Origin of the sequence: Streptomyces sp. NPDC001828 (genome assembly GCF_042892175.1) — a bacterium.
GTDB lineage: Bacteria > Actinomycetota > Actinomycetes > Streptomycetales > Streptomycetaceae > Streptomyces.
On record NZ_JBIATV010000011.1, the window covers coordinates 232,979 to 255,487 of the forward strand.

18 protein-coding genes are annotated in these 22,509 nt (G+C 71.5%); 7 read left to right on the forward strand and 11 right to left on the reverse strand.

The features are described 5' to 3' along the window. Positions 1-12 precede the first annotated feature (12 nt). The 3 genes from ACFYZA_RS28395 to ACFYZA_RS28405 form a co-directional block, all read right to left on the reverse strand. Positions 13-1,374 (reverse strand): NAD(P)/FAD-dependent oxidoreductase, encoded by a 1,362-nt coding sequence (locus ACFYZA_RS28395; protein WP_382586385.1) that lies wholly within the window; start codon positions 1,372-1,374, stop codon positions 13-15. Positions 1,375-1,585: 211 nt separating this feature from the next. After that, complete coding sequence (locus ACFYZA_RS28400; RefSeq protein WP_382586382.1) at positions 1,586-2,077, reverse strand: peptidylprolyl isomerase; 492 nt, start codon at positions 2,075-2,077, stop codon at positions 1,586-1,588. A 138-nt stretch (positions 2,078-2,215) separates the two neighbouring features. Continuing rightward, the gene (locus ACFYZA_RS28405; protein WP_388493443.1) at positions 2,216-3,469 is read right to left on the reverse strand and encodes an extracellular solute-binding protein; all 1,254 of its coding nucleotides are present in this window, start codon (positions 3,467-3,469) and stop codon (positions 2,216-2,218) included. Positions 3,470-3,710: 241 nt separating this feature from the next. Here ACFYZA_RS28405 and ACFYZA_RS28410 point away from each other — a divergent pair, with 241 nt between their 5' ends. After that, positions 3,711-3,932, forward strand: coding sequence for a dodecin (locus tag ACFYZA_RS28410; RefSeq protein ID WP_161252389.1), 222 nt, complete (start codon positions 3,711-3,713; stop codon positions 3,930-3,932). A gap of 115 nt (positions 3,933-4,047) precedes the next feature. Here ACFYZA_RS28410 and ACFYZA_RS28415 read toward each other — a convergent pair whose 3' ends face one another. Beyond that, a complete protein-coding gene (locus tag ACFYZA_RS28415) occupies positions 4,048-4,536 on the reverse strand; it encodes a hypothetical protein (protein WP_363026665.1) in 489 nt (162 codons plus the stop codon). Positions 4,537-4,805: 269 nt separating this feature from the next. Between ACFYZA_RS28415 and ACFYZA_RS28420 the strand changes: the two genes are divergently transcribed. The 3 genes from ACFYZA_RS28420 to ACFYZA_RS28430 all read left to right on the forward strand — a co-directional run bounded on the left by ACFYZA_RS28420 (position 4,806) and on the right by ACFYZA_RS28430 (position 10,204). Then, entirely contained in the window at positions 4,806-5,828 is a 1,023-nt protein-coding gene (locus ACFYZA_RS28420; protein WP_388493446.1) for an LLM class flavin-dependent oxidoreductase, read from the forward strand. Positions 5,829-5,901: 73 nt separating this feature from the next. Then, positions 5,902-8,250, forward strand: coding sequence for an ATP-binding cassette domain-containing protein (locus ACFYZA_RS28425; protein WP_388493447.1), 2,349 nt, complete (start codon positions 5,902-5,904; stop codon positions 8,248-8,250). A gap of 205 nt (positions 8,251-8,455) precedes the next feature. Beyond that, positions 8,456-10,204 carry a glycosyl hydrolase family 18 protein gene (locus ACFYZA_RS28430; RefSeq protein ID WP_382586368.1) on the forward strand — a complete coding sequence of 583 codons (1,749 nt, stop codon included), beginning with the start codon at positions 8,456-8,458 and terminating at the stop codon, positions 10,202-10,204. A 77-nt stretch (positions 10,205-10,281) separates the two neighbouring features. Here ACFYZA_RS28430 and ACFYZA_RS28435 read toward each other — a convergent pair whose 3' ends face one another. Genes ACFYZA_RS28435 through ACFYZA_RS28445 form a run of 3 tightly spaced genes read right to left on the reverse strand, consistent with a single transcriptional unit; the run spans position 10,282 to position 13,701 of the window. Further along, entirely contained in the window at positions 10,282-11,037 is a 756-nt protein-coding gene (locus tag ACFYZA_RS28435; RefSeq protein ID WP_382586366.1) for a succinate dehydrogenase/fumarate reductase iron-sulfur subunit, read from the reverse strand. Further along, entirely contained in the window at positions 11,034-12,983 is a 1,950-nt protein-coding gene (locus ACFYZA_RS28440; protein ID WP_388493450.1) for a fumarate reductase/succinate dehydrogenase flavoprotein subunit, read from the reverse strand. Before ACFYZA_RS28440 ends, ACFYZA_RS28435 begins: the two co-directional genes overlap by 4 nt. A 1-nt stretch (position 12,984) precedes the next feature. Next, a complete protein-coding gene (locus tag ACFYZA_RS28445; RefSeq protein WP_382586360.1) occupies positions 12,985-13,701 on the reverse strand; it encodes a succinate dehydrogenase in 717 nt (238 codons plus the stop codon). Positions 13,702-13,784: 83 nt separating this feature from the next. Here ACFYZA_RS28445 and ACFYZA_RS28450 point away from each other — a divergent pair, with 83 nt between their 5' ends. Continuing rightward, positions 13,785-14,687 (forward strand): LysR family transcriptional regulator, encoded by a 903-nt coding sequence (locus ACFYZA_RS28450; protein ID WP_388493451.1) that lies wholly within the window; start codon positions 13,785-13,787, stop codon positions 14,685-14,687. An 18-nt stretch (positions 14,688-14,705) separates the two neighbouring features. Here ACFYZA_RS28450 and ACFYZA_RS28455 read toward each other — a convergent pair whose 3' ends face one another. The 4 genes from ACFYZA_RS28455 to ACFYZA_RS28470 form a co-directional block, all read right to left on the reverse strand. After that, positions 14,706-16,127 carry a transglycosylase SLT domain-containing protein gene (locus ACFYZA_RS28455; RefSeq protein ID WP_388493534.1) on the reverse strand — a complete coding sequence of 474 codons (1,422 nt, stop codon included), beginning with the start codon at positions 16,125-16,127 and terminating at the stop codon, positions 14,706-14,708. Positions 16,128-16,518: 391 nt separating this feature from the next. Continuing rightward, entirely contained in the window at positions 16,519-18,693 is a 2,175-nt protein-coding gene (locus tag ACFYZA_RS28460) for a putative bifunctional diguanylate cyclase/phosphodiesterase (protein ID WP_382586351.1), read from the reverse strand. After that, positions 18,690-19,502 (reverse strand): SAM-dependent methyltransferase, encoded by an 813-nt coding sequence (locus ACFYZA_RS28465; RefSeq protein ID WP_382586348.1) that lies wholly within the window; start codon positions 19,500-19,502, stop codon positions 18,690-18,692. The genes ACFYZA_RS28460 and ACFYZA_RS28465 overlap by 4 nt, the downstream gene beginning before the upstream one ends. A 256-nt stretch (positions 19,503-19,758) precedes the next feature. Continuing rightward, on the reverse strand, positions 19,759-20,721 hold the full coding sequence (locus ACFYZA_RS28470) for an SCO0930 family lipoprotein (RefSeq protein ID WP_388493453.1): 963 nt from the start codon (positions 20,719-20,721) through the stop codon (positions 19,759-19,761). Positions 20,722-20,948: 227 nt separating this feature from the next. On the opposite strand from ACFYZA_RS28470, the gene ACFYZA_RS28475 reads away from it, so the two are divergent. Together ACFYZA_RS28475 and ACFYZA_RS28480 are read left to right on the forward strand one after the other, a co-directional pair. Beyond that, positions 20,949-21,545 carry a hypothetical protein gene (locus tag ACFYZA_RS28475; RefSeq protein WP_388493455.1) on the forward strand — a complete coding sequence of 199 codons (597 nt, stop codon included), beginning with the start codon at positions 20,949-20,951 and terminating at the stop codon, positions 21,543-21,545. Between the two features lie 24 nt (positions 21,546-21,569). Further along, entirely contained in the window at positions 21,570-22,331 is a 762-nt protein-coding gene (locus tag ACFYZA_RS28480) for a DUF4239 domain-containing protein (RefSeq protein WP_382586339.1), read from the forward strand. Positions 22,332-22,509: the final 178 nt, after the last annotated feature.

A 22,509-nucleotide genomic window follows, 5' to 3' on the forward strand; every position in this document is an offset into this window, starting at 1 on the left:
AGGCGGCGGGCGTCAGCCTCGTACGGTCAATGAGGCCGTGTGCGCGCGGACCTGCTCCGGGGTCAGATAGGCGTCGGTGTACTCGAAGTCCTTCAGGGTGGCGGCCTTCTGCGCCTGGAAGCCGGTGCGGACGAAGTCGTCGCCCGCGACCGCGTTCAGCATCCAGTTGGTCAGGACCCTGGTCTTGGCGACGTTGGTGCGAAGCGCCGACCAGTGGTAGCCACGGGCCACCGCCTGGGCGGGCAGGCCGCGCAGTTCGATGCCGAGCGGCTTGGAGACGGCGTCGCGGCCGCCGAGGTCCACGACGAGGCCGAGGTCCTTGTGGACGTAGGGCGCAAGCGGCTGGTTGCGCAGCGAGGCCACGATGTTGTCGGCGAGCTTGGGGCCCTGGCGCATCGCGTGCTGCGCGGTGGGCGGGCAGAAGGCGCCCTCGCCCTTGGCGAGGTCGGGCACGGCGGCGCAGTCGCCGAGCGCGAACACGCCGTCCATGCCGGGCACGGTCATCTCGGGGGTGACCAGGAGCCGGCCGCGCTCGGTCTCCGCGTCGAGGGTGCCCACCAGCGGGCTGGCGGCGACGCCCGCCGTCCAGATGAGGGTGCGGCAGGGCAGCACGCGGCCGTCGGTGAAGGTGACCTTGTCCGCCCCCGCCTCGGCGATCGAGACGCCGAGCGAGACCTCGATGCCGCGCTTCTGCAGGATCTGCAGGGCGGCCTTGCCGAGCTTGTCGCCCAGTTCGGGCATGAGCTTGGGCGCGATGTCGATGAGGTGCCACTTGATCTGGCGCGGGTCGAGACGGGGGTACCGCTTGATCGCGTTCGTGGTGATCCGCTGGAGGCAGGCGGCCGTCTCGGTGCCCGCGTAGCCGCCGCCGACCACGACGAAGCGCAGCCGGGAGGCCCGCTCGTCCTCGTCGTCGCTCGCGTCGGCCAGGTCGAGCTGGGAAATGACGTGGTCGCGGATGTACGCGGCCTCCGCCAGGGTCTTCATGCCACGGGCGTGTTCGACGAGGCCCGGGATGTCGAAGGTGCGGGTCACGCTGCCCGGGGCCAGAACGATGTAGTCGTACGGCTGATCGAGTGTCTCACCGGTGATCTTGCGAATGACGCAGATCTTCGCCTTGGGGTCCACACCGATGGCGCCGCCCGGGATGATCCGGGTGCGGTGCTTGGCGCTGCGCCGCAGGGAGACGGCCACCGACTGCGGTGTGAGCACCCCGGAGGCGACCTGGGGCAGCAGGGGCAGGTACAGCTGGTAGGAGAACGGGGTGACCAGGGAGATCTCCGCTTCTCCCGGCTGGAGGCGGCGTTCCAGGCGCCGTACGCATTCGACTCCGGCGAAGCCGGCGCCTACGACGAGAATCCTCGGTCGTGCCACGGTGTGCGTCCTTTCCCTGGGACCTGAGAACGGGGACGAGAACTGGGCCGTCCACTGCCCGAGTGCCCCTGACCGGCGTTCGTCAACATCCCCATAGTGATCAACCGAACGCGGCCGCACCACCGAATGCCCCCACCCGGTCACACGAAACGGCGCCGCCCGGCCGGAATGGATCCGGTCGGACGGCGCCGTTCGCGCACGGGCGGGGACGTCAGGCGACGACGCCGCTCTCGCTGATGACGACGGTGGCGCGCGGGGCGCCGCTGCGGGTGCCGAGCGCCTCGATCTTCTTCACGAGGTCCTCGCCCTCGACGACCTCGCCGAAGACGACGTGCTTGCCGTCCAGCCAGGGAGTGACGACGGTCGTCACGAAGAACTGGGAGCCGTTGGTGCCGGGGCCGCGGTTGGCCATCGAGAGCAGGAACGGCCGGTCGTGCTTGAGCGAGAAGTTCTCGTCGGCGAAGGTGGCGCCGAAGATGCTCTTGCCGCCCGTGCCGTTGCCGTGCGTGAAGTCACCGCCCTGGAGCATGAACTCGGGGATGACGCGGTGGAAGGAGGAGCCGGCGTAGCCGTAGCCGTTCTGGCCGGTGGACAGCTCGCGGAAGTTGCGGGCCGTCTCCGGGACGACGTCGTCGAAGAGCCGGAAGACGATGCGGCCGGCGTTCTCGCCGTCAATGGTGATGTCGAAGTAAACGTTCTGCATGGACCCCATCCTGACATCCGCCCTCCACCGACCCGATCCCGGCTCGCCCCAAGGCCGCCCCGGGACCTGAAACCCGCGCACGGAAACGGACCGGGCGGGCTCAGGGCGACGGATCCCGGGGGACGGATGCGGACACGCTCAGGGGAACAGCAGGGTCGTGATCCGGTCGGACGCGGACTTCGCGGCCTTCTTCGGATCGGCCCCGTTCAGGACGGCCGTCATGTACGGCTTGATGGGGTTGTCCGCCTCGACGGCGGGCCACTGCGGCGAGTTGGGGGTGGCCCGGCCCTGGGCCGCGCCCTTGGCCATGGTGGCGGTGCCCGCCTGTCCGCCGACGGCGGGGGCGAGGCTCGACTTGTTGGGTACGTAGTTCATCGTCGTGGCCAGGTCGGTCTGCCACTTCTCGCCGGTCAGCGCCGCGACGACCTGAACGGCCTCGGCCCGGTGCGCGGTCTTGCGCGGGATGATCAGGTCCGAACCGCCGGTGAAGACCGCGCCCGGCTTGGCGTCGGTGGGCCCCGGGATCGGGAAGAAGCCGAGTCTGTCGGCGAGGGCCGGGTTGGCCTTCTGGATGGCCTTGGCGGCGCCCGGCACCGCGATCATCTGGGCGACCTTGCCCTTGGCGAAGACGCCGGCCTGCGGCGGGGTCTCCTCGTCGGCGTTCCTGGGGCCCTTGCCGAGCGCCTGGAGCTGCTTGTAGAACTCCATGCCGCGCAGCGCGGCCGGGCTGTCCAGGGCGCCCTTCCAGTCGCCGGTGTCCTCCTGGGCGAGCTGTCCGCCCTCGTCCCAGACGAATCCGGCCAACGTGTACCAGTCCTGGCCCGCGAGGTAAATCCCTTGGTTTCCGCCGGAGTTGAGCTTCGCCGTGTCGGCGAGCCACTCCGCGCGGTCCCTGGGCGGCTTGGTGATCCCGGCGGACGCGAAGAGGTCCTTGTTGTAGATCACGACGCGGTTGGCGGCGTACCACGGGATGCCGTACTGCATGCCGTCCACGTTGCCGGGCTGGGCGAGGCCGGGCAGCCAGGCGTCGCTGCCCCAGTCGCGGATCGACTCCAGGGTCATGTCGAGCAGGCCGCCGCTGGCCGCGTACTGCGGGACCTGGGTGTTGCCGACCTCGATGACGTCCGGCGCGTTGCCGCCCTTCAGGGCGGCGTCGATCTTTTCGCCGATGCCGGTCCACTCCTGGATCCGGACATCGAGTTCCACGTTCTCGTGCTGCTTCTCGAAGTCGCGCTCGAAGCGCTGCACGAAGTCGTCGGACGCGCTGTTGCGCATGAGCCAGACGGTCACCTTGGTGGTGTCACCGCCGAAGCCGGGCAGCGCGCCGCAACCGCCGGCGGCGCAGACCGAAACGAGCGCCAGGGAACAGGCGAGAGCGCGATGGATCCTCACGAAAGGTCACCTTCTGCGTGTGGGCAAGCAGTCATGACCCGACATGGGGGGCAAGCACGATATGGCTTGTTCGGGTGTGGCTCGTGAGTTTGGTATGGACCAATGAGGCGGTCAAGCCCCGGCGGGTGCCGAACTTTTCCGGCCATCGGCGGACGGCTGCCGCCGGGGCGCCTGCCGCTGTCTCGCGGACTGCGGCGGGGTGGGGCACGGTGGAGTAACGCGACGAGAGGAGAGCACCTCCATGTCCAACCACACGTACCGCGTCAGCGAGATCGTCGGCACCTCCCACGAGGGCGTCGACCAGGCCATCCGCAACGGGGTGGCCCGTGCGGCGCAGACCCTGCGCAACCTGGACTGGTTCGAGGTGACGCAAGTCCGCGGCCACATCGAGAACGGCGTCGTCGAGCACTACCAGGTCGGGCTCAAGGTGGGCTTCCGTCTGGACGACGACGCGGAGGTCTGAGCCCCGGGCTCCGCCCTCGGGTCCGGCTCCGCACCTCGGGTACGGGTACGCGCCTGGCCCCTCAGGTGCGGCCCTGCGGTGCGTTCCTCAGATGCGGGTGCGCGCCTCGGGTCCCTCAGGTGCGGCCCTCGCGCTCCTGCGCGTCCTTCAGCGCGGCACCCGCCTCGGTCCAGCGTGCCCGTACGACCCGGAATCCGGCCCGCTCGGCGGCGTCGCACACCAGCTCGTCGTCGTCGACCAGCATCCGGATCTCGCGGCCGCGGGCCAGCCGGCGCAGGATCTCCAGCTTGGTGACGCGGGCGGGCCGCCGATCGTCGTTGCGCCGCATGTGTACGGTGCCGGCCGGCAGGCCCTGCTCGGCGAGCCACGCCACGGTGTCCCGGCGACAGCGCTCGGGCCGCCCGGTGAGGTAGACGACCTCGCACTCCTCGGCGGCCGCCGCGCACAGCGCCACGCCCTCTGCCAGCGGAGGGTCGGCGGGGGCTGCGGCGAAGAACGCGTCCCAGTCGCGCGGCTTGCGGTCGAGGAAGCGCTGGCGGTGCGAGCTGTCGGCGAGGGTGCCGTCCAGGTCGAATACGGCGAACGGCCGGGTTTTGTCGATCACGCGCCCAGGCTAGAGCGCGGGCGCCGGGCCGGTGTGGCGGGCCCGGTCTGGCGGGCCCGGTCTGGCGCGCTGCTGCGGCGGGTCGTCCCGGCTGGGCGGGGTCGTGGCTCGCGGGGCCGTGTGGGGGTGCGCGGGACGGCTCGCGCGGGGCGGTGCGGGTGTGCGCGAGACGCGGTGCGTGGGGCAGCGTGCGTGGGGCAGCGCGGGTGCGCGGGAGCAGGCCGTGAGCCGCTCGGGAATCCTGGCGCGGCGCAGGCGTTGAACGGGAGGTGAGCTCAGTGATCGCGACGACCCGCTTCTCCGTACTCGACCGCTCCCGCATCCGTGCCGGGCACGACGGACCGCAGGCGCTGCGGGACACCGTGGCGCTGGCCCGCGAGGCCGAGCGTCTCGGCTATCACCGCTTCTGGGTCTCCGAGCACCATTCGGTGCCCGGCGTCGCCGGATCCGCGCCCGCCGTCCTGGCCGCGGCCGTCGCCTCGGCCACCTCCACGATCCGGGTGGGGACCGGAGGGGTGATGCTGCCCAACCACCAACCCCTCGTCGTGGCCGAGCAGTTCGGGGTTCTGGAAGCGCTCTTCCCGGGCCGGATCGACATGGGGCTCGGCCGTTCCGTGGGCTTCACGGACGGGATACGCAAGGCGCTCGGCCGCGGCAAGGAGGACGCCGACGACTTCGGCGCCCAGCTGGCCGAACTGCTCGGCTACTTCGACGCGACCCAGCGGGCCCACCCCCAGGTCCACGCCCGGCCGGCCGAGGGCCTGGCCGTGCCCGCCTTCGTCCTGGCCACGGGCAAGGGCGCCCGGGTCGCCGCCGAGGCGGGGCTTCCCCTCGTCATCGCGAACGTGCGGGGCGAGGACGCCATGCTGCGGGCCATCGACGACTACCGCGCCTCCTTCCGCCCCTCCGCGCAGTCCGAGCGCCCGTACGTCGTCGTGTCCGGCACGGTCGCCGTCGCGGACACGACCGAGGAGGCGCGCCGGATCCTGCTCCCGGAGGCCTGGTCGACGGCGTACTCGCGCACGCGCGGCGAGTTCCCGCCCCTGTCCCCGGCCGAGGCCGTCCAGTCGCAGACGATGACCGACCGGGAGCGGTCCCTGTTCGAGGAGGCGCTGCGCGGCCAGGTGTACGGGACCGGGGAGGAGGTGGCCGACGCCCTGGAGAAGGTCATCGGACACAGCGGCGCCGATGAGTACCTCGTCACCACGAGCACGTACGACCGCGAGGCGCTGCTCGGCTCCTACCGCCGGCTGGCCCGCCTCGCGGACCTGGGCGACACCCGCCCGGCCTGAAGGTCGCGTACGGCCTGAAGGGCGCGAACGGCCTGAAGATCGCGGGACGGGCACCCGGCCGTAGGATTCCGGTATGCAAAGCCCCTCTGATCCGTACGTCCGTGTCCGCGGTGCCCGTGAGCACAATCTGCGCGGGGTGGACGTCGACGTTCCGCGTGACTGTCTCGCCGTGTTCACCGGCGTGTCCGGGTCGGGGAAGTCCTCGCTCGCGTTCGGCACGATCTACGCGGAGGCGCAGCGCCGCTACTTCGAGTCGGTGGCGCCGTACGCGCGCCGGCTGATCCACCAGGTGGGGGCACCGGCGGTCGGGGAGATCTCTGGGCTGCCGCCGGCCGTCTCGCTCGAACAGCGCCGCTCGGCGCCCTCCTCACGCTCGTCGGTCGGCACGGTGACCACGCTCTCCAACTCGCTGCGGATGCTGTTCTCGCGGGCCGGGGACTATCCGGCGGGCGCCGAGCGCATGGACTCGGACGCCTTCTCGCCCAACACGGCCGTCGGCGCCTGCCCCGAGTGCCAGGGGCTCGGCCGTGTCCACCGCACCAACGAAGAGCTGCTGGTGCCCGACCCGGCCCTGTCGATCCGCGAGGGCGCGATCGCCGCGTGGCCGGGCGCCTGGCAGGGCAAGAACCTGCGCGATGTGCTCGACGCGCTCGGGTACGACGTGGACCGGCCCTGGCGCGAACTCGACCAGAAGGACCGGGACTGGATCCTGTTCACCGACGAGCAGCCGGTGGTGACCGTGCACCCGGTGCGGGACGCGGGGCGGATCCAACGCCCTTACCAGGGAACGTACTTCAGCGCCCGGCGCTATGTGCTGAAGACGTTCGCGGAGAGCAAGAGCCAGCCGCTGCGGGCGAAGGCCGAGCGGTTCCTCACCGCAGCCGACTGCCCGGTCTGCGGGGGCCGCCGACTGCGTCCCGAGGCGCTCGCCGTGACGTTCGCGGGCCGTACCATCGCCGAGCTCGTCTCCCTTCCGCTCACCGCCCTCGCCGCCCTGCTCGCCGGGGCGGGCGGCGGTGCGACCGCGGACGTCCTCACCGGCGATCTGCTCTCCCGCATCGGCCCGGTCGTCGAACTGGGCCTCGGCTATCTGAGCCTGGACCGGACCGCGCCGACCCTCTCGGCGGGCGAGTTGCAGCGCCTGCGCCTCGCCACCCAGCTGCGTTCCGGGCTCTTCGGCGTGGTGTACGTCCTGGACGAGCCGTCGGCGGGGCTGCACCCGGCCGACACCGAGGCGCTGCTCACGGTCCTGGACCGGCTCAAGGCGGCCGGCAACTCGGTGTTCGTGGTCGAGCACCATCTGGATGTGATGCGGCACGCGGACTGGCTGGTGGACGTGGGCCCGCTGGCCGGCGAGCACGGCGGCCGGGTGCTCCACAGCGGCCCGCCCGACGGGCTCGCCGGCGTCGAGGAGTCGGCGACCCGGCGCTTCCTGTTCGACCGCTCCCCCGCGCCACGCCGCACGGTCCGCGAACCCTCCGGCCGCCTGGAGCTGACGGGGGTGACCCGGCACAACCTGCGCGGCGTGGACGCGGTGTTCCCGCTCGGCGTGTTCACTGCGGTGACCGGCGTCTCCGGCTCCGGCAAGTCCACCCTCGTGGACGCGATCGACGAACAACTCCCGGGTGTGGGACGCCTGGTGAGGGTGGATCAGAAACCGATCGGGCGGACCCCGCGCTCCAATCTGGCCACCTATACCGGCCTCTTCGACGTCGTGCGCAAGCTGTTCACGGAGACCGCCGAGGCGAAGGCGCGGGGCTACAAGGCCGGCCGGTTCTCCTTCAACGTGACGGGCGGCCGGTGCGAGACCTGCCAGGGCGAGGGGTTCGTCTCGGTCGAGCTGCTCTTCCTGCCGAGCACCTACGCGCCCTGTCCGGACTGCCACGGCGCCCGCTACAACGCCGAGACGCTAGAAGTGACCCACCGGGGCCGCAACATCGCCGAGGTGCTCGACCTCACGGTGGAGGCGGCGGCCGAGGCCTTCGCGGACACCCCCTCGGCCGCCCGCAGCCTGGGCGCCCTGCTCGACGTCGGCCTCGGCTACCTGCGTCTGGGCCAGCCCGCCACCGAGCTGTCGGGCGGCGAGGCCCAACGCATCAAGCTGGCAACGGAGTTGCAGCGACTGCGCCGCGAACACACCCTGTACGTCCTGGACGAGCCGACGACGGGACTGCACCCGGCCGATGTGGAGATCCTGCTGCGCCAGCTGCACGGCCTGGTCGACGCGGGCCACTCGGTGGTCGTCGTCGAGCACGACATGAGCGTGGTCGCGGGCGCGGACTGGGTACTCGACCTCGGCCCGGGCGGCGGCGACGAGGGCGGCCGCGTCGTGGCAGCGGGCCCCCCGTCCGAAGTCGCCGCATCGCGCGCGAGCCGCACGGCGCCGTACCTGGCGAGGGCACTGGCCGGCGATCCCCGGTAGCCGGGACGGAGCGCCGCTCTGCTGAAGCGGGTGTCATCGGAGCGGGGCACCCTGGCACGCGCACGCCGACTCCCTTGCCCCGCAGGTCAGTTGGGTGGCATGGCAAAGCGCGCGGAATGAATTGGCCTAGACCCTTGACCGGTCGTTGGTCCAGACCAATCATGGGGCGTCCGCACCCTTCTCTCACCCCCGTCGGAGAGCCCCGATGAGACGTCCGAGATCCGTCCGCGCCCTGTTCGCCACGCTCAGTACCGTCGCCGCGTCCGCCGGCCTCGTCGTCGGGGCCGGGGGCGCCGCGCACGCCGCGACCCCGCTGCCCGCCCATGTCTTCGCGCCGTACTTCGAGGCGTACTCCTCCGACAGCCCTGCCGATCTGGCGCAGAAGTCGGGTGCCAAGTACCTGACGATGGCGTTCGTCCAGACCGAGGCCAAGGGGTCCTGCACCCCCTACTGGAACGGCTCGACCAGCCAGCCGATCTCGTCCTCCGTGTTCGGCGCGGACATCTCCACCATCCGCTCGCGCGGCGGCGACGTCATACCGTCCTTCGGCGGGTACGCGGCCGACAACGGCGGCACCGAGATCGCCGACAGCTGCACCAACGTGGACTCGATCGCGGCCGCGTACGAGAAGGTCATCACCACCTACGACCTGTCGCGGCTCGACATGGACATCGAGGACAACTCCCTCACCAACAAGGCCGGCATAGACCGCCGCAACCAGGCGATCAAGAAGGTGCAGGACTGGGCGGCCGCCAACGGGCGTTCCGTGCAGATCTCCTACACCCTGCCCACCACCACGGGCGGTCTCGCGGACAGCGGGCTCGCGGTGCTCAACAGCGCGGTCAAGTACGGCGCGAAGGTCGACGTCGTGAACATCATGACCTTCGACTACTACGACGGCGCCACGCACAACATGGCGAACGACACCCAGACCGCCGCCACCGGCCTGTACAACCAGCTGGCCTCGCTCTACCCGGGCAAGTCGTCCACCCAGCTGTGGGGCATGGTCGGCGTGACCGAGATGCCGGGCATCGACGACTACGGGCCGGCCGAGACGTTCACCACGGCGGATGCGACCGCCGTCTACAACTGGGCCACCGCCAAGGGCATCAACACCCTCTCCTTCTGGGCCCTCCAGCGTGACAACGGCGGCTGCCCGGGCACCGGCGGGTCGGACACCTGCTCCGGCATCGCACAGGACCCGTGGTACTTCAGCCACACCTTCGAGCCCTTCACCGGGGGCGGCGGGCCGGTCCAGGACGACTTCTCGGTGGCCGTCGCCCCCGGCTCGGCCTCCGTCGCGCCCGGCGGCTCCACCACCGCCACCGTGAGTACGGCCGTGACCTCCGGCACCGCCAAGTCCCTCGCGCTCACCGCCACCGGCGCCCCCGCAGGGGTGACCGCGACGCTCAGCCCGGGCTCCGTCACCGCCGGCGCCTCGGCCCAGCTGACGGTCGCCGCGGCCGCCTCGGCCGCGCCCGGAACGTACCCGATCACCGTCACGGGCACGGCCGGCACGCTCACCCACTCGACGACGTTCACGCTCACCGTCTCGGGCCCCGGCGGCAACACCGGCGCGCTCGTGAACGGCGGCTTCGAGAGCGGCTCGCTCACGCCGTGGACCTGTGACAGCGGTGCCGCCGTGGTGGCGAGCCCGGTTCACGGCGGCTCGCACGCCCTGAAGACCGCGCCCACCTCCGCCGCCACCGGGGAGTGCGCGCAGACCCTCACCCTGGCCCCCAACACCAAGTACACGCTGAGCGGTTGGGTGCAGGGCAGCTACGCCTACCTCGGAGTCCGGGGCGGCGCCACCGCCAGCGCATGGACCAGCTCGACCGGCTGGTCCAAGCTGTCCGTGCCGTTCACGACCGGCGCCTCTGGCACCGTCACCGTCTACCTGCACGGCTGGTACGGCCAGGGCGCGGTGTACGGCGACGACCTGTCGGTCGCCTAGCCAACGCGACGCTCAGACAGGTGAGTTGAGAGCATGGGCGCGTCCCCGGAGGACATCCGGGGGCGCGTCCTTCCGCGTCAGCGGCCCACCTTCCGCGCCTTCCTCGTCGCCCGCAGCCACTCCTTGTTCATGGCCGCGATCGACGGCAGCGGGATGCCCTTGGGGCAGGCCGTCGCGCACTCCCCCGTGAGGGTGCAGCCGCCGAAGCCCTCGTCGTCCATCTGCCCGACCATGTCGAGGACCCGGGTCTCGCGCTCGGGCGCGCCCTGCGGCAGCACGTTCAGATGGTTGACCTTCGCCGAGGTGAACAGCATCGCCGAGCCGTTGGGGCAGGCCGCCACGCAGGCGCCGCAGCCGATGCACTCGGCGTGCTCGAAGGCGAAGTCGGCGTCGGGCTTGGGCACAGGGGTGGCGTGCGCCTCGGGGGCCGCGCCGGTCGGCACGCTGACGTAGCCGCCGGCCTGGATGATCCGGTCGAAGGACGAGCGGTCCACCACCAGATCCTTGACCACCGGGAACGCCGAGGCGCGCCACGGCTCGACGTCGATGGTGTCACCGTCGCTGAACGACCGCATGTGAAGCTGGCACGTGGTGGTGCGCTCGGGGCCGTGGGCATCGCCGTTGATGACGAGCGAGCAGGCCCCGCAGATCCCCTCGCGGCAGTCGTGGTCGAAGGCGACCGGCTCTTCGCCCTTGAGGATGAGCTCCTCGTTGAGGGTGTCCAGCATTTCGAGGAAGGACATGTCCGTCGAGATGCCGTCGACGTCGTAAGTGGCCATGGCGCCGGGCGAGTTGGCGTTCTTCTGGCGCCAGACGCGCAGGGTGAGCTTCATGCGTAGCTCCGCTGAGTGGGGTGGACGTACTCGAAGACGAGGTCTTCCTTGTGCAGGACGGGCGCGGTGCCGGTGCCGGTGAACTGCCAGGCGGCCGCGTACGAGAACTCCTCGTCACGGCGTTCGGCCTCACCCTCGGGGGTCTGGGACTCCTCCCGGAAGTGGCCGCCGCAGGACTCGGCCCGGTGCAGCGCGTCGAGGCACATGAGCTCGGCGAGCTCCAGGTAGTCGACGACGCGGTTGGCCTTCTCCAGGGATTGGTTGAACTCCTCGCCGCTGCCCGGCACCTTGATCCGGCGCCAGAACTCCTCGCGGATCTGCGGGATCCGGTCGAGCGCCTTGCGCAGGCCCGACTCGGTCCGGGCCATGCCGCAGTACTCCCACATGAGTTCGCCGAGCTCGCGGTGGAAGGAGTCGGGGGTGCGGTCGCCGTCCACGGCCAGGAGCAGGTTGAGCCGGTCCTCGGTCTCGGCGACCGCCTCGGCGACCTCCGGGTGTGCGGCGGTGACCCGCTCCTGGTGCGGGTTGCGCGCGAGGTAGTCGTTGATGGTGGCGGGCAGTACGAAGTAGCCGTCGGCGAGGCCCTGCATCAGTGCGGAGGCCCCGAGGCGGTTGGCGCCGTGGTCGGAGAAGTTGGCCTCGCCGATCGCGAACAGGCCCGGCACGGTGGTCTGGAGGTCGTAGTCGACCCAGAGTCCGCCCATCGTGTAGTGCACGGCGGGATAGATCCGCATCGGCGTCGCGTACGGGTCCTCGGCGGTGATCCGCGCGTACATGTCGAAGAGGTTGCCGTACTTGGCCTCGACGGCCGCCCGGCCCAGCCGTCCGATCGCGTCGGCGAAGTCGAGGTAGACGCCCTGGCCGCCGGGGCCGACCCCGCGCCCCTCGTCGCAGACGTTCTTGGCGGCGCGCGAGGCGATGTCGCGCGGCACGAGGTTGCCGAAGGCGGGGTAGACGCGCTCCAGGTAGTAGTCGCGCTCGTCCTCGGGGATCTCGGCCGCCGGGCGGGTGTCGCCCTTGGCCTTGGGCACCCAGATGCGGCCGTCGTTGCGCAGCGACTCGCTCATCAGGGTGAGCTTGGACTGGTGCTCGCCGGTGCGCGGGATGCAGGTCGGGTGGATCTGCGTGAAGCAGGGGTTGGCGAAGTGCGCGCCCCGCCGGTGGGCCCGCCAGATCGCGGTCGCGTTGGAGTTCATGGCGTTGGTGGACAGGTAGAAGACGTTCCCGTAGCCCCCGCTCGCCAGGACCACGGCGTCCGCGAAGTACGTGTCGATCTTTCCGGTGACGAGGTCGCGGGCCACGATGCCGCGGGCCTTGCCGTCCGCCACGATCAGGTCGAGCATCTCGGTGCGGGCGTGCAACTCGACGTTCCCCGCGGCGATTTGGCGCGAGAGCGCCTGGTAGGCGCCGAGCAGGAGCTGCTGTCCGGTCTGGCCCCTGGCGTAGAAGGTGCGCGAGACCTGGACGCCGCCGAAGGAGCGGGTGTCGAGCAGTCCGCCGTACTCGCGGGCGAAGGGCACGCCCTGGGCCACGCACTGGTCGATGATCTCGACGGAGATCTGCGCGAGGCGGTGGACGTTGGACTCCCGGGCGCGGAAGTCGCCGCCCTTGACGGTGTCGTAGAACAGCCGGTGGATGGAGTCGCCGTCGTTGCGGTAGTTCTTCGCCGCGTTGATGCCGCCCTGGGCGGCGATGGAGTGGGCGCGGCGCGGGGAGTCCTGGAAGCAGAACTGGACGACGTGGTAGCCCTGTTCGGCGAGCGTGGCCCCGGCCGAGCCGCCCGCCAGGCCCGTGCCGACCACGATGACGGTGTGCTTGCGGCGGTTGGCCGGGTTGACCAGCTTGGCCTCGAAGCGGCGGGTGTCCCAGCGTTCGGCGATCGGCCCCCGAGGAGCACGGCCGTCGACGACCGGCTCTCCCAGCGTGTAGTCGGTGTACGAGGTCATGTCAGCTCACCACTCCGGTCATGACGGCGACGGGTACGGAGACGAATCCGGCGAAGAGCAGCACGGCGAGGACGTTGGCGAGGGTCTTCAGGACCCGGTCCCGGGTGGCGTTGCCGACGCCGAGCGTCTGGGCGGCGCTCCAGAAGCCGTGCTGGACGTGCAGGGCGAGCGCGGCCATCGCCACGATGTAGATCGTGTTCCCGTACCAGGTGGAGAAGGTGTCCACGACGTTCTGGTAGGGGTGGCCCGGCCGGAAGCCGGAGTGCACGGTGCCGGTCGTCAGGTCCAGGATGTGCCAGACGATGAACAGCGCGAGGACGATGCCGCCCCAGCGCATGGTGCGGGTCGCATAGCTGGCACGGGCCCGCTTGTGGACGTATCCCTGGGGCCGCGCCCTGATGTCGCGGCGGCTGAGCTGGTACGCGGAGACGGCGTGGCCCACCACGGCGGCCACGAGGACCACGCGGATGAGCCACAGCGCCCACTCGTAGTGCAGGAAGGGCTCGCCGATGGTGCGCAGCCAGTGCGCGTACGAGTCGAACTGGCCGGCTCCGAAGAAGATCTTCAGGTTGCCCATCATGTGCACGACCAGGTAGGACAGCATGATCAGACCGCTCACGGCCATGACCGTCTTCTTGCCGACGGTCGAGTCCCAGAGTGTGCGCGGCAGGGACGGGCGTTTGTCCGTCCGCTTGTCGGTGCGCGTTGCCAGAGCCATGTCATGGACGCTAGAGGCTAACGACCCAAGAGGTCCAAGACATGGTTCGGCTCATCTCCATAGGTATGACCTATCGTAGGGTCATGCAGTTCCAGCAGCTCCTCTACTTCGTGGCGGTCGCCGAGACCCGGCACTTCACCCGGGCCGCCGAGCGCGTGCACGTCTCGCAGCCCTCGCTCTCCCAGCAGATCAAGGCGCTGGAGAACGAGCTGGGCGCCGAACTGTTCAGCCGCGCCCGGGGCAACATCGCGCTCACCGACGCGGGCGAGGCGCTGCTGCCGCTGGCCCGGCGCATCCTGGCCGACGCGGACACCGCCCGCATCGAGGTGCAGGAGCTGGCCCAGCTCCGGCGCGGGCGGGTGCGGCTCGGCGCGACGCCGAGTCTGTGCACGGGGCTGCTTCCGGATGTGCTGCGCGCCTTCCACGACCGCCACCCCGGCATCCAGCTCCTCATCGAGGAGGGCGGCTCGCACGATCTGGTGCGCGAACTGGCGCGCGGGGCACTGGACTTGGCGCTCATCGTGCTGCCGCTGCCGGCCGCCTCGCCCGCCCTCACCACGATCGAGCTGCTCCAGGAGGACCTGGTGGTGGTCTCCTCGGCGGCCGAGCCGGCGCCCGGCTCGGGCTCGTCGGTGCGCGTCGCCGATCTGCGCGAGGCGCCGCTCGTGATGTTCCGGCACGGCTACGACCTGCGGGAGCTGACGGTGGCCGCCTGCCGCGCCGAGGGCTTCGAGCCCGCGTTCACGGTGGAGGGCGGCGAGATGGACGCGGTGCTCGGCTTCGTGCGGGCCGGGCTCGGGGTGGCGGTGGTGCCGAGCATGGTGGCGGCGCGGGCCAAGGACCTGCGGGTGACCCCGCTGGCCCGCCCCGGTCTGCGCCGCACCATCGCCCTGGCCCACCGCAGCGACGTGGACCCGCCGCGCGCCGCACGGGAGTTGCAGCGGGTCCTGCTCAGCATCGGGACCGGCCGGCGCTCGGGCGGCTGACCGGTCCCGGGTGCGGGGTCAGTTCACGGGCGGCCCGGAGGTGCTGTTGAGCCAGGCCCACTCGGACCAGGTCGAGAAGCCCGTCTGCCACCGGTGGTGGACGCCGTCCCCACTCGTACCGAAGACCTCGATGCGGCCGTCGGCATTGGTCGCGGCGACGACCTCGGAACCGCCGGTGCCGAAGGTCTCCCACTGACCGTACGGGGCGTTCACCCCGGTCTGCCACAGGTGCTGGGCCACGCCGGCGTTGGTCGCGAACACCTCCACCCGGCCGTCGGGCGAGCGCTCGCTGGTGAGCTGGGAGTCGGCGGGGCCTCCGGTGGGCTCCCAGCCGGACCAACTGGCCGGATTCGTCTGGTACCTGTGGAAGACGCCCTTGGGTCCCGAGGCGAAGACTTCGAGCCGCCCGTCCTGGTTGTGATCCACCGTCAGATCGTGGCCGCCGCCGCCGAAGTCCTCCCACGCGGACCAGCCGCCGTTCACGGCCGTCTGGTACTGGTGCTGGAACACGTCGCCGTTGATGGCGAAGACCTCGAGCCGCCCGTCGCTCGCCTTCTCCATCTCGATCTGGCTGTTGCCGGGGCCGCCACCCGCGGACTCCCACTGCGACCAGCCGCTGTTCGCCGCGGTCTGGTACTTGTGGAAGATCCCGGTCGGGCCGGAGGCGAAGACCTCCATGCGCCCGTCGCCGTTCGCCCCGACCGCTATGTCCTTGCCGCCCCCGCCGAAATCCTCCCAGCCGGACCAGCCGCCCGAGGGCGCCAGCTGGTAGCGGTGCTGGAACACGGTGCCGTTGATCGCGAAGAGTTCGAGCCGGCCGTCCGCGTTGGGGCCGATCGCCAGCTCGGCGCCCGCCGGGCCGCCCAGGGGCTCCCACTCGGACCAGGCCCCGTTCACCCCCACCTGCCACGCGTGGTGGATGCCGTCGGCGCCCGCCGCGAAGATCTCGAGCCGTCCGTCCGACGAACGGGACGAGACCACCCGCCCCGACTCCGACGGGAACACCAGCGGGGCGGGGCCCGGCTCGTGGTGGCCGAGCCGGTCCACCGCGTCCTGTGCCTCGCCCATGTGCCGCAGGTGCGCGCCCTGGTTGTAGGTGGACCAGGGCCCCCAGTTGGTGCCGCCGGAGGAGATGACGTAGGCCGCGTTCGCGTTGCACTGGGGGTCGAAGGCGCAGTTGTCGTCGACCTCGCGGTGCCAGTAGCTGTTGATCTGCCACAGACCCCGGTCCGTGGAGGGCGGGGTGTTGTTCTGGACGTTGGTCGCCGACGGGTTGCAGCTGGACTCGGCCAGCGCGACCGCGACGGCGGTCACCAGGCTGTCGCCGCGGAAGCCGGCGGTGTAGCCGACCTGGGCGCACAGGTCGCTGGGCGCGGCGGAGGCGGGCGAGGCGCCGGCCAGGATCCCCGCCGCGAGCAGCAGGGACGCGAACACCGCCATGACGGCGCGACGGGGCGCCCCGCGAGCGCGTCGCGCGGCGGACGGAGTGTGCGGTGACCCGGCGCGGCCGAGCGGTCCGCGGACGCGGGTGGGGTGGCGCGCGGTCAACGTGACCTCCTGGGAAGCGCGGTGACGGTTGGTCCAACCGTCGGGTGCCGAGCGCTTCGGAAGGTAGCGACGCGCGTCGCGAACGGAGAATCCGGAACCTTACGGACTGACAGAACGGGGCCGCGTGGGCTACTGCCCGCCCGGGCCGCGCCCGCGTATCCGGCTCCCCCGTCAGCCGGGCTCCGTGTGCGCGGGGCGCACCACGCACGGGCGGGGCCCCGCCCGGACGCCTGGGGAAGGCGCTCGGGCGGGGCCCGCTCGTGTCCAACGGCGGCGGCTCCGGCTACACCGCGTCCACGAGGGCCAGCGAGTGGATCCGGTCCGGGGCGCCGGGCCGCGCGTAGTACCAGCCCTGGGCCGTGTCGCAGCCCAGTTCCTTCAGCTGCTCGGCCTGGGCACCCGTCTCGACGCCCTCCACGGTGACCGCGAGCGACAGGCTGTGCGCGAGCGACACGATCCCCTCGACGATCTTGATGTCCACGGGATCGGCGGGCAGTTGCTGCATGGACTGCGTGAAGGACCGGTCCAGCTTCAGCACGCTCACCGGGAGCCGGCGCAGGTTGGCGAGGTTGGAGTAGCCCGTGCCGAAGTCGTCCAGGGCTATGTCGACGCCCATCTCGGCGAGCTGGCGCAGCGGCTTGAGGAGGTCGTCGTCGGCGCCGATGAGCGCGGACTCGGTGACTTCCAGGCACAGCGCGCCCGGGGTGAGCCCGGTGCGCTCCAGCATCTCGACGGTGTCGGCGACCAGGCCCGGGTGGTAGAGCTGGGTCGGCGACAGATTGACGTTGATGCGCAGCGGTCCGCCGTCGGTGGCACCGGGGTGGGCCAGCTGCCAGGCGCGAGCCTGCCGTACGGACTCCTGCATCACCCAGCGGCCGAGCGGCACGATCAGCCCGGTGTGCTCGGCGAGCGGGATGAACCGGTCGGGCCCCAGCACCCCGTGCTGCGGGTGCGACCAGCGGACCAGGGCCTCGGCGCCGTGCACGCTGCCGTCGCCGAGGTGCACGAGCGGCTGGTACTCGATGAAGAACTCGCCGCGCTCCAGGGCCGCCGGCAGCGCGTTGGTGAGCCCGTGCCGGGTGATCGCGCGGGCGTCGGCCTCGGCGTCCGCGAACTGGAAGCGGTTGCCGCCCGCCGACTTGGCCCGGTACATGGTGATGTCCGCGCTGCGCAGCACCTCGGCCGCGGTGCGCTCGCCCGCCGGGCCCTCGACGACGCCGATCGAGCCGCGCACGGTCAGCTCTCGGCCCTCGATGCGGATCGGGGTGGCGAGGGTGTTCAGGATGCGGGAGGCCAGCTCGTCCGCCTCGAACTCGGTGTCCGGTCCGGTGGTGAGCGCCACGAACTCGTCGCCGCCGAGCCGGGCCACCATCTCGCCGGGCCCGGTCGCGCAGCTCTGCAGCCGGTCGGCGACCTCCACCAGGAGCCGGTCGCCGGCCGAGTGGCCGAGGCTGTCGTTGACCGCCTTGAAGCCGTCGAGGTCCAGGTAGCAGAGGCCGAACCGTTTGCCGGCGCCCGGCGCGAGTGCCTTCTCCAGGCGCTCGAAGAACAGGGTGCGGTTGGGCAGTCCGGTGAGGGCGTCGTGCGTGGCCTCGTAGCGCAGCCGCAAATTGAGCAGCCGGCGCTCGGTGGTGTCCTCCATCAGCGCCAGCTGGTACTGCGGAACGCCCTCGGCGTCACGGAGCAGCGAGACGGTGAGATTGGTCCACAGGACGGTGCCGTCACCGCGGTAGTAGGGCTTCTCGACCCGGTAGTGGTCGCGTTCGCCCCGGACGAGTTCGTCGTAGAGCCGCCAGACCTGAGGGGCGTCCTCGGGGTGCACCCACTCGCTGACGTTGCGGCTGCGCAGCTGGCCCTCTATGCCGCCGAACATCCGGGTGAGGGTCTCGTTGACCTCCAGCACCCGGCCTTCGAGGTCGGCGATGCCGATGCCGATCGCGGCGCCCTCGAAGACCGCGCGGAACCGGGTCTCGGTGGCGTGCAGGGCGTCCAGGGCCGCGCTGCGCGCCGACATCGCGGAGCGGGCGATGGCCTCCTGCTCGGAGCGGGTGCGTTCGCGCAGCGCCACGGCGAAGCCGGCCGCGAGCGCGTGCTGGAGCCGGGCGCAGCGGGCCCGCGCCTCCTCGGCGGGCAGCTCCTCGCCCGCGCCGCAGTACAGGACGAGATACGACTCGACCACGCCGAGGGTGCGGCTCAGCGCGTCCGGGTCGGTGCAGTGCACGGCGACCAGGGCGGCGCCGACCTCCTGGGCGGGCGAGGGGTCGAAGTGCCGCCCGTGCAGGGCGTCGATGAGCCGGCGGGCCAGCGGTACGAGGTGGTGCTCGAACTCGGGGCGGGTCAGCGAGGTCGCGGTGACCGGGAAGATCGCCCGGCTCCAGATCGTCGCGAACCGTCTGAGCCGGTCCTCGGGACTGTCCGGCGCGAGGTCCGGAGCCTGCGGCTTGGGCGGCTTGCTCACGCCTTGCGCCCCACACCGGCGAAGCCCGAGAAGGCGTAAGGATCCTCCTGGTCGGCCTCGCCCTCCGGCCGCCACAGCGGCATCGAGACCAGGCCCGGCTCCAGCACCTCGAACCCCTCGAAGAACCCGGTGACCTCCTCGGCGGAGCGCATCACGAGGGGGTTCTTGATGTTGCGGTAGACGCCCACCGTGCCGCCGGCCTCTTCCTCGCTGAGCGGGATGCCCTCGTAGGAGGCGTGGGTGAGGACCAGGAGGCTGCCGGGGGCGAGCGCGTCGCGCAGGGTCGCGACGGCCGCGTACGGGTCGTCCTGGTCCTCGACGAAGTGCAGAACGGCGACCAGGAGGAGGGCCACCGGCCGGGACAGGTCGAGGAGTTGGGAGTTCTCGGCGGCGCTCAGGATGTCGTGCGGCTTGCGCAGGTCGGCCGCGGCGATCCCGGCGCGGCCGTTGCCCTCCAGAACGGCGCGGCTGTGCGCGACGGCCACCGGGTCGTGGTCGACGTACAGCACCCGGGCCTCGGGGTTCGCCGCTTGGGCGACCTCGTGGACATTTCCGAAAGTCGGGATTCCGGATCCGATGTCCAGGAACTGCGTGATTCCCTCGTCCACCGCGAATCGCACGGCCCGGCGCATGAAGGCCCGGTTCGCCTGCATGACCTTGGGAAGGCCCGGCATGAATCGCATGGCCTCGCGGGCCGCTTCCCGGTCGACCTCGAAATTGTGCGAACCGCCCAGGTAGTAGTCGTATATGCGGGACACGCTCGGCACCGAGATGTCGATGCCCTGAGGGGCCCAGGCGGGACGCTCCATCAATGTCTCCAACAAGTCGCCGCAGGACGGCCATGACCATGACCATTGTTTGCGCCTGAGGCTACTGATCGTCCGCCAAGAGAGCGAGTAAAAACGGAAAATGCTCGTCCGTTATTAGTCACACGCCCAGGGCAAGTGCACAGGATCGTACGGGTCGGCGCGGGAGCGCGCGCCATCGTATCGCCGGCTGGACACGTGCGTCGGCCCGCCGCCGCGCGGGGGTCGCGGTGACGGGCCGACGGCGTTGGGCCCCGGGCTACTTGGGTGCGCCGACGAGCTTGCCCTCGGGGGACACGGCGTACCACGTGCCGCCCACGCCCTGGCCGTTGGTGTCGCCGGGCCTGGTGTCGCCGGAGAACGTGTAGACGGGCCAGCAGGTGATCGATTGCTGCTTGACCCCGTCGGGCCGGTTGAAGGTGACGAAGCCCTTGAGGGCGATGCCCTTGGTGTCGTTCTTCCCGACCGGCGCGACGGCCGGCCACTTCTGCAGACAGGCGCCGGTGCAGGCGGACTTCATGGGCCAGGCCGAGTCCTTCTTGAAGCGGTAGACGGTCATGCCCCGGGCGTCCACGATGACGTCGCCGAGCTTGGCGTCCTTGCGGACGGAGAGGCCCGGCATCGCGGCGGCGGGGGCGGCCGGGGCCCCGGCCGAGGCCTTCTTGCCGTCGGGCGCGGCGGCGTGCCAAGTGCCGCCCAGGTTCTGCCCGTTGGTGTCGCCGGGGTTGACGTCCTTGGCGTAGCGGTACATCGGCCAGCCGCCGATGGTGAGCTGCTTGGTGCCGTCGGCGCGGGTGACCGAGCCGAGCTTCGAGGCGTCGGTGCCCGCGGCCGCGGTGACGCCGTCGGCGGGCACGGCGGGCCACGCCTTCGCGCAGTCGCCCTCGCAGTTCGTCTTCGGCGGACTCGCGGTGTCCTTGTCGAAGCGGTAGAGAGTGAACCCGGCGCTGTCGGTGACGACCTTGCCGAGTTCCTTGCTGTCGCTGACCGTCAGCTGACCGGCCTGTTTCGCGGCCGACTCTGCGCCGCCGGCCTGCCCGTATCCGCCGCCCGACCCGTAGGCGTTGTCGCCGGGCTGGGCCGCGCTCGCGTTGCCGACCGGCTGTCCGTTGCCGCTGCCCGCGTAGCCGCTGCCGCCCTTGTCCTGGCCGCAGCCCGTCGCGGTCAGTGCCAGTACTGCTGCCGCCGCTGCCGCGAGCGATGCGCTGCGCCAGGTACTCATGTCAACTCCCGTTGTCCGTAAGGCTGTTGAGGCGCCGGATGCGCCGGGTGATGGCCCTAAGTACGGGCGGCGGGTGACCGTGCGTTCAACGCGGACGGGGAAATTTTTCCGAACGGTCCCGAACAGCGGGTCAACGTGGCGAACGCACATCCGCCGGAAGTCCCCCCTTCAGGCGAATCGGTTCTACGCCCCCTATGGCGGGGGCTCCACGGCCCGATGATCACCTAGTGCAAGGACGACACCTCGCCGGACGGCTGCTCGCCGCGACGGCCTTCACCGTGCTTCTGTCGGCACCCGCCCCGGCCACTCGGGCCGACGCCTGTGCCTACGCCTCCGTGACGCAGGGCAGCAGCGGCTCGCCCTGGGCCGTCGCCGGCACGGGCCACCGGTGCCCCTGGCCGCCGCACCCCCACCCCCATCCGCATCCACACCCGCATCCCACGCCCACCCCGACGCCGCCGACCCCGACGCCGCCCGCCCCGCCGGCGCCCAAGCCCCCGCCCCGGCCCGCCCCTCGGCCGACCCCGCCACCGCGCCCCGCACCGCGTCCGACGCCGCATCCGGCGCCACCCGCGGCGGTGCCCCCGGCGCCGCGTCCGCCCGCGCCGCCCGTGGCGCCCGTGGTGCCGCCCGCCCCGAGCACGCCGCCGCCGCGCCCCGGCCCGCAGGCCCTGCCCCGGATCACCCTGCGCAACTACCAGATGCCGCCGCGCAAGAAGCCCGCGCCCCGGCTCTCCCCCGTCACCTTCACGCTGCTCATCACCGCCCCCGCCGTCATCGGCGCGGCCCTGTTGCGCTCCCGCTCCGGCTCCCGCTCGCGCTGAGCCCGAATTCCTTGAGAGGTCCCGTTGTCCGACTGGCTCGTCCTGGTCATCGCCATGGCCGCCGCATGCGCGGTCGTGCTCACCATCACCCTGTTCAGCAGCCGCCGGATCACCCCGGACGTCGACACGTCCGAGACCCCCGACGTCATCGAGTACATGACGATGATGATCGGCGTGGTGTACGCCATCGTCCTCGGCCTCGCCATCGCCGGCGTCTGGGAGGGCCGAGGAGCCGCCCAGGCGGATGTCCAGCAGGAGGCCCAGGCCCTGCACGAGATCAGCCAGCGCGTCCAGGTGTACCCGGCGGAGGTGCGCGACCGGACCCGGGCCGACGTCGACGCGTACGTCAGTTACGTGGTGCACACCGAGTGGAGCCACATGGCCAAGCACGGTGACCTGACCGACGAGGGCACCGAGAAGCTGGAGAGGATCCGCCGCGATGTGACGGACTATCACCCGGCGAACGACTTCGAGGCCCAGGCCTACCAGCCGGTGATCGACCAGGTGGGCGCGGTGGACGCCGCCCGGACCGCCCGTGGACAGGGGGCGGGCGCCACCATGCCCGGGGTCGTGTGGTTCGGCCTCATCATCGGCGCCCTCGTCACGGTCGGGCTGATCTTCACGATGCAGATCAGGCGCAGCTGGCGGGAGCTGCTGCTGGCCGGTCTCTTCAGCGCCCTGATCGCCTTCCTGCTCTTCCTGATCTGGGACTTCGACGCCCCCTTCGGCCGGGGCATCTCGGCGACCGCGGGACCGTTCATGGATCTGTTCCCCGGCATCGGCTGACTGCCCCGGCCCGGCGGGCCGCGCCCCGAGGCTCCGCCGGACCGGCGGGGCCTTCGCTCGGCCGGGCGGGGGAAGCCGATGCCCCATTCGCCGGACAGCGATCGCGACACACCGGGCCGCCTCCTAGCGTTTCGGGCATCGAGGTGCATCACCCCCAATGTGGAATCGGTTCCGCAGC

Excerpts from the sequence above, each read along its gene's own strand:
- ACFYZA_RS28435 (WP_382586366.1), bottom strand. The coding sequence starts at position 11,037 with ATGAAGCTCACCCTGCGCGTCTGGCGCCAGAAGAACGCCAACTCGCCC.
- ACFYZA_RS28445 (WP_382586360.1), bottom strand. The coding sequence starts at position 13,701 with ATGGCTCTGGCAACGCGCACCGACAAGCGGACGGACAAACGCCCGTCC.
- ACFYZA_RS28465 (WP_382586348.1), bottom strand. The coding sequence starts at position 19,502 with ATGGAGCGTCCCGCCTGGGCCCCTCAGGGCATCGACATCTCGGTGCCG.
- ACFYZA_RS28455 (WP_388493534.1), bottom strand. The coding sequence starts at position 16,127 with ATGGCGGTGTTCGCGTCCCTGCTGCTCGCGGCGGGGATCCTGGCCGGC.
- ACFYZA_RS28440 (WP_388493450.1), bottom strand. The coding sequence starts at position 12,983 with ATGACCTCGTACACCGACTACACGCTGGGAGAGCCGGTCGTCGACGGC.
- ACFYZA_RS28470 (WP_388493453.1), bottom strand. The coding sequence starts at position 20,721 with ATGAGTACCTGGCGCAGCGCATCGCTCGCGGCAGCGGCGGCAGCAGTA.
- ACFYZA_RS28400 (WP_382586382.1), bottom strand. The coding sequence starts at position 2,077 with ATGCAGAACGTTTACTTCGACATCACCATTGACGGCGAGAACGCCGGC.
- ACFYZA_RS28430 (WP_382586368.1), top strand. The coding sequence starts at position 8,456 with ATGAGACGTCCGAGATCCGTCCGCGCCCTGTTCGCCACGCTCAGTACC.
- ACFYZA_RS28425 (WP_388493447.1), top strand. The coding sequence starts at position 5,902 with ATGCAAAGCCCCTCTGATCCGTACGTCCGTGTCCGCGGTGCCCGTGAG.
- ACFYZA_RS28450 (WP_388493451.1), top strand. The coding sequence starts at position 13,785 with ATGCAGTTCCAGCAGCTCCTCTACTTCGTGGCGGTCGCCGAGACCCGG.
- ACFYZA_RS28410 (WP_161252389.1), top strand. The coding sequence starts at position 3,711 with ATGTCCAACCACACGTACCGCGTCAGCGAGATCGTCGGCACCTCCCAC.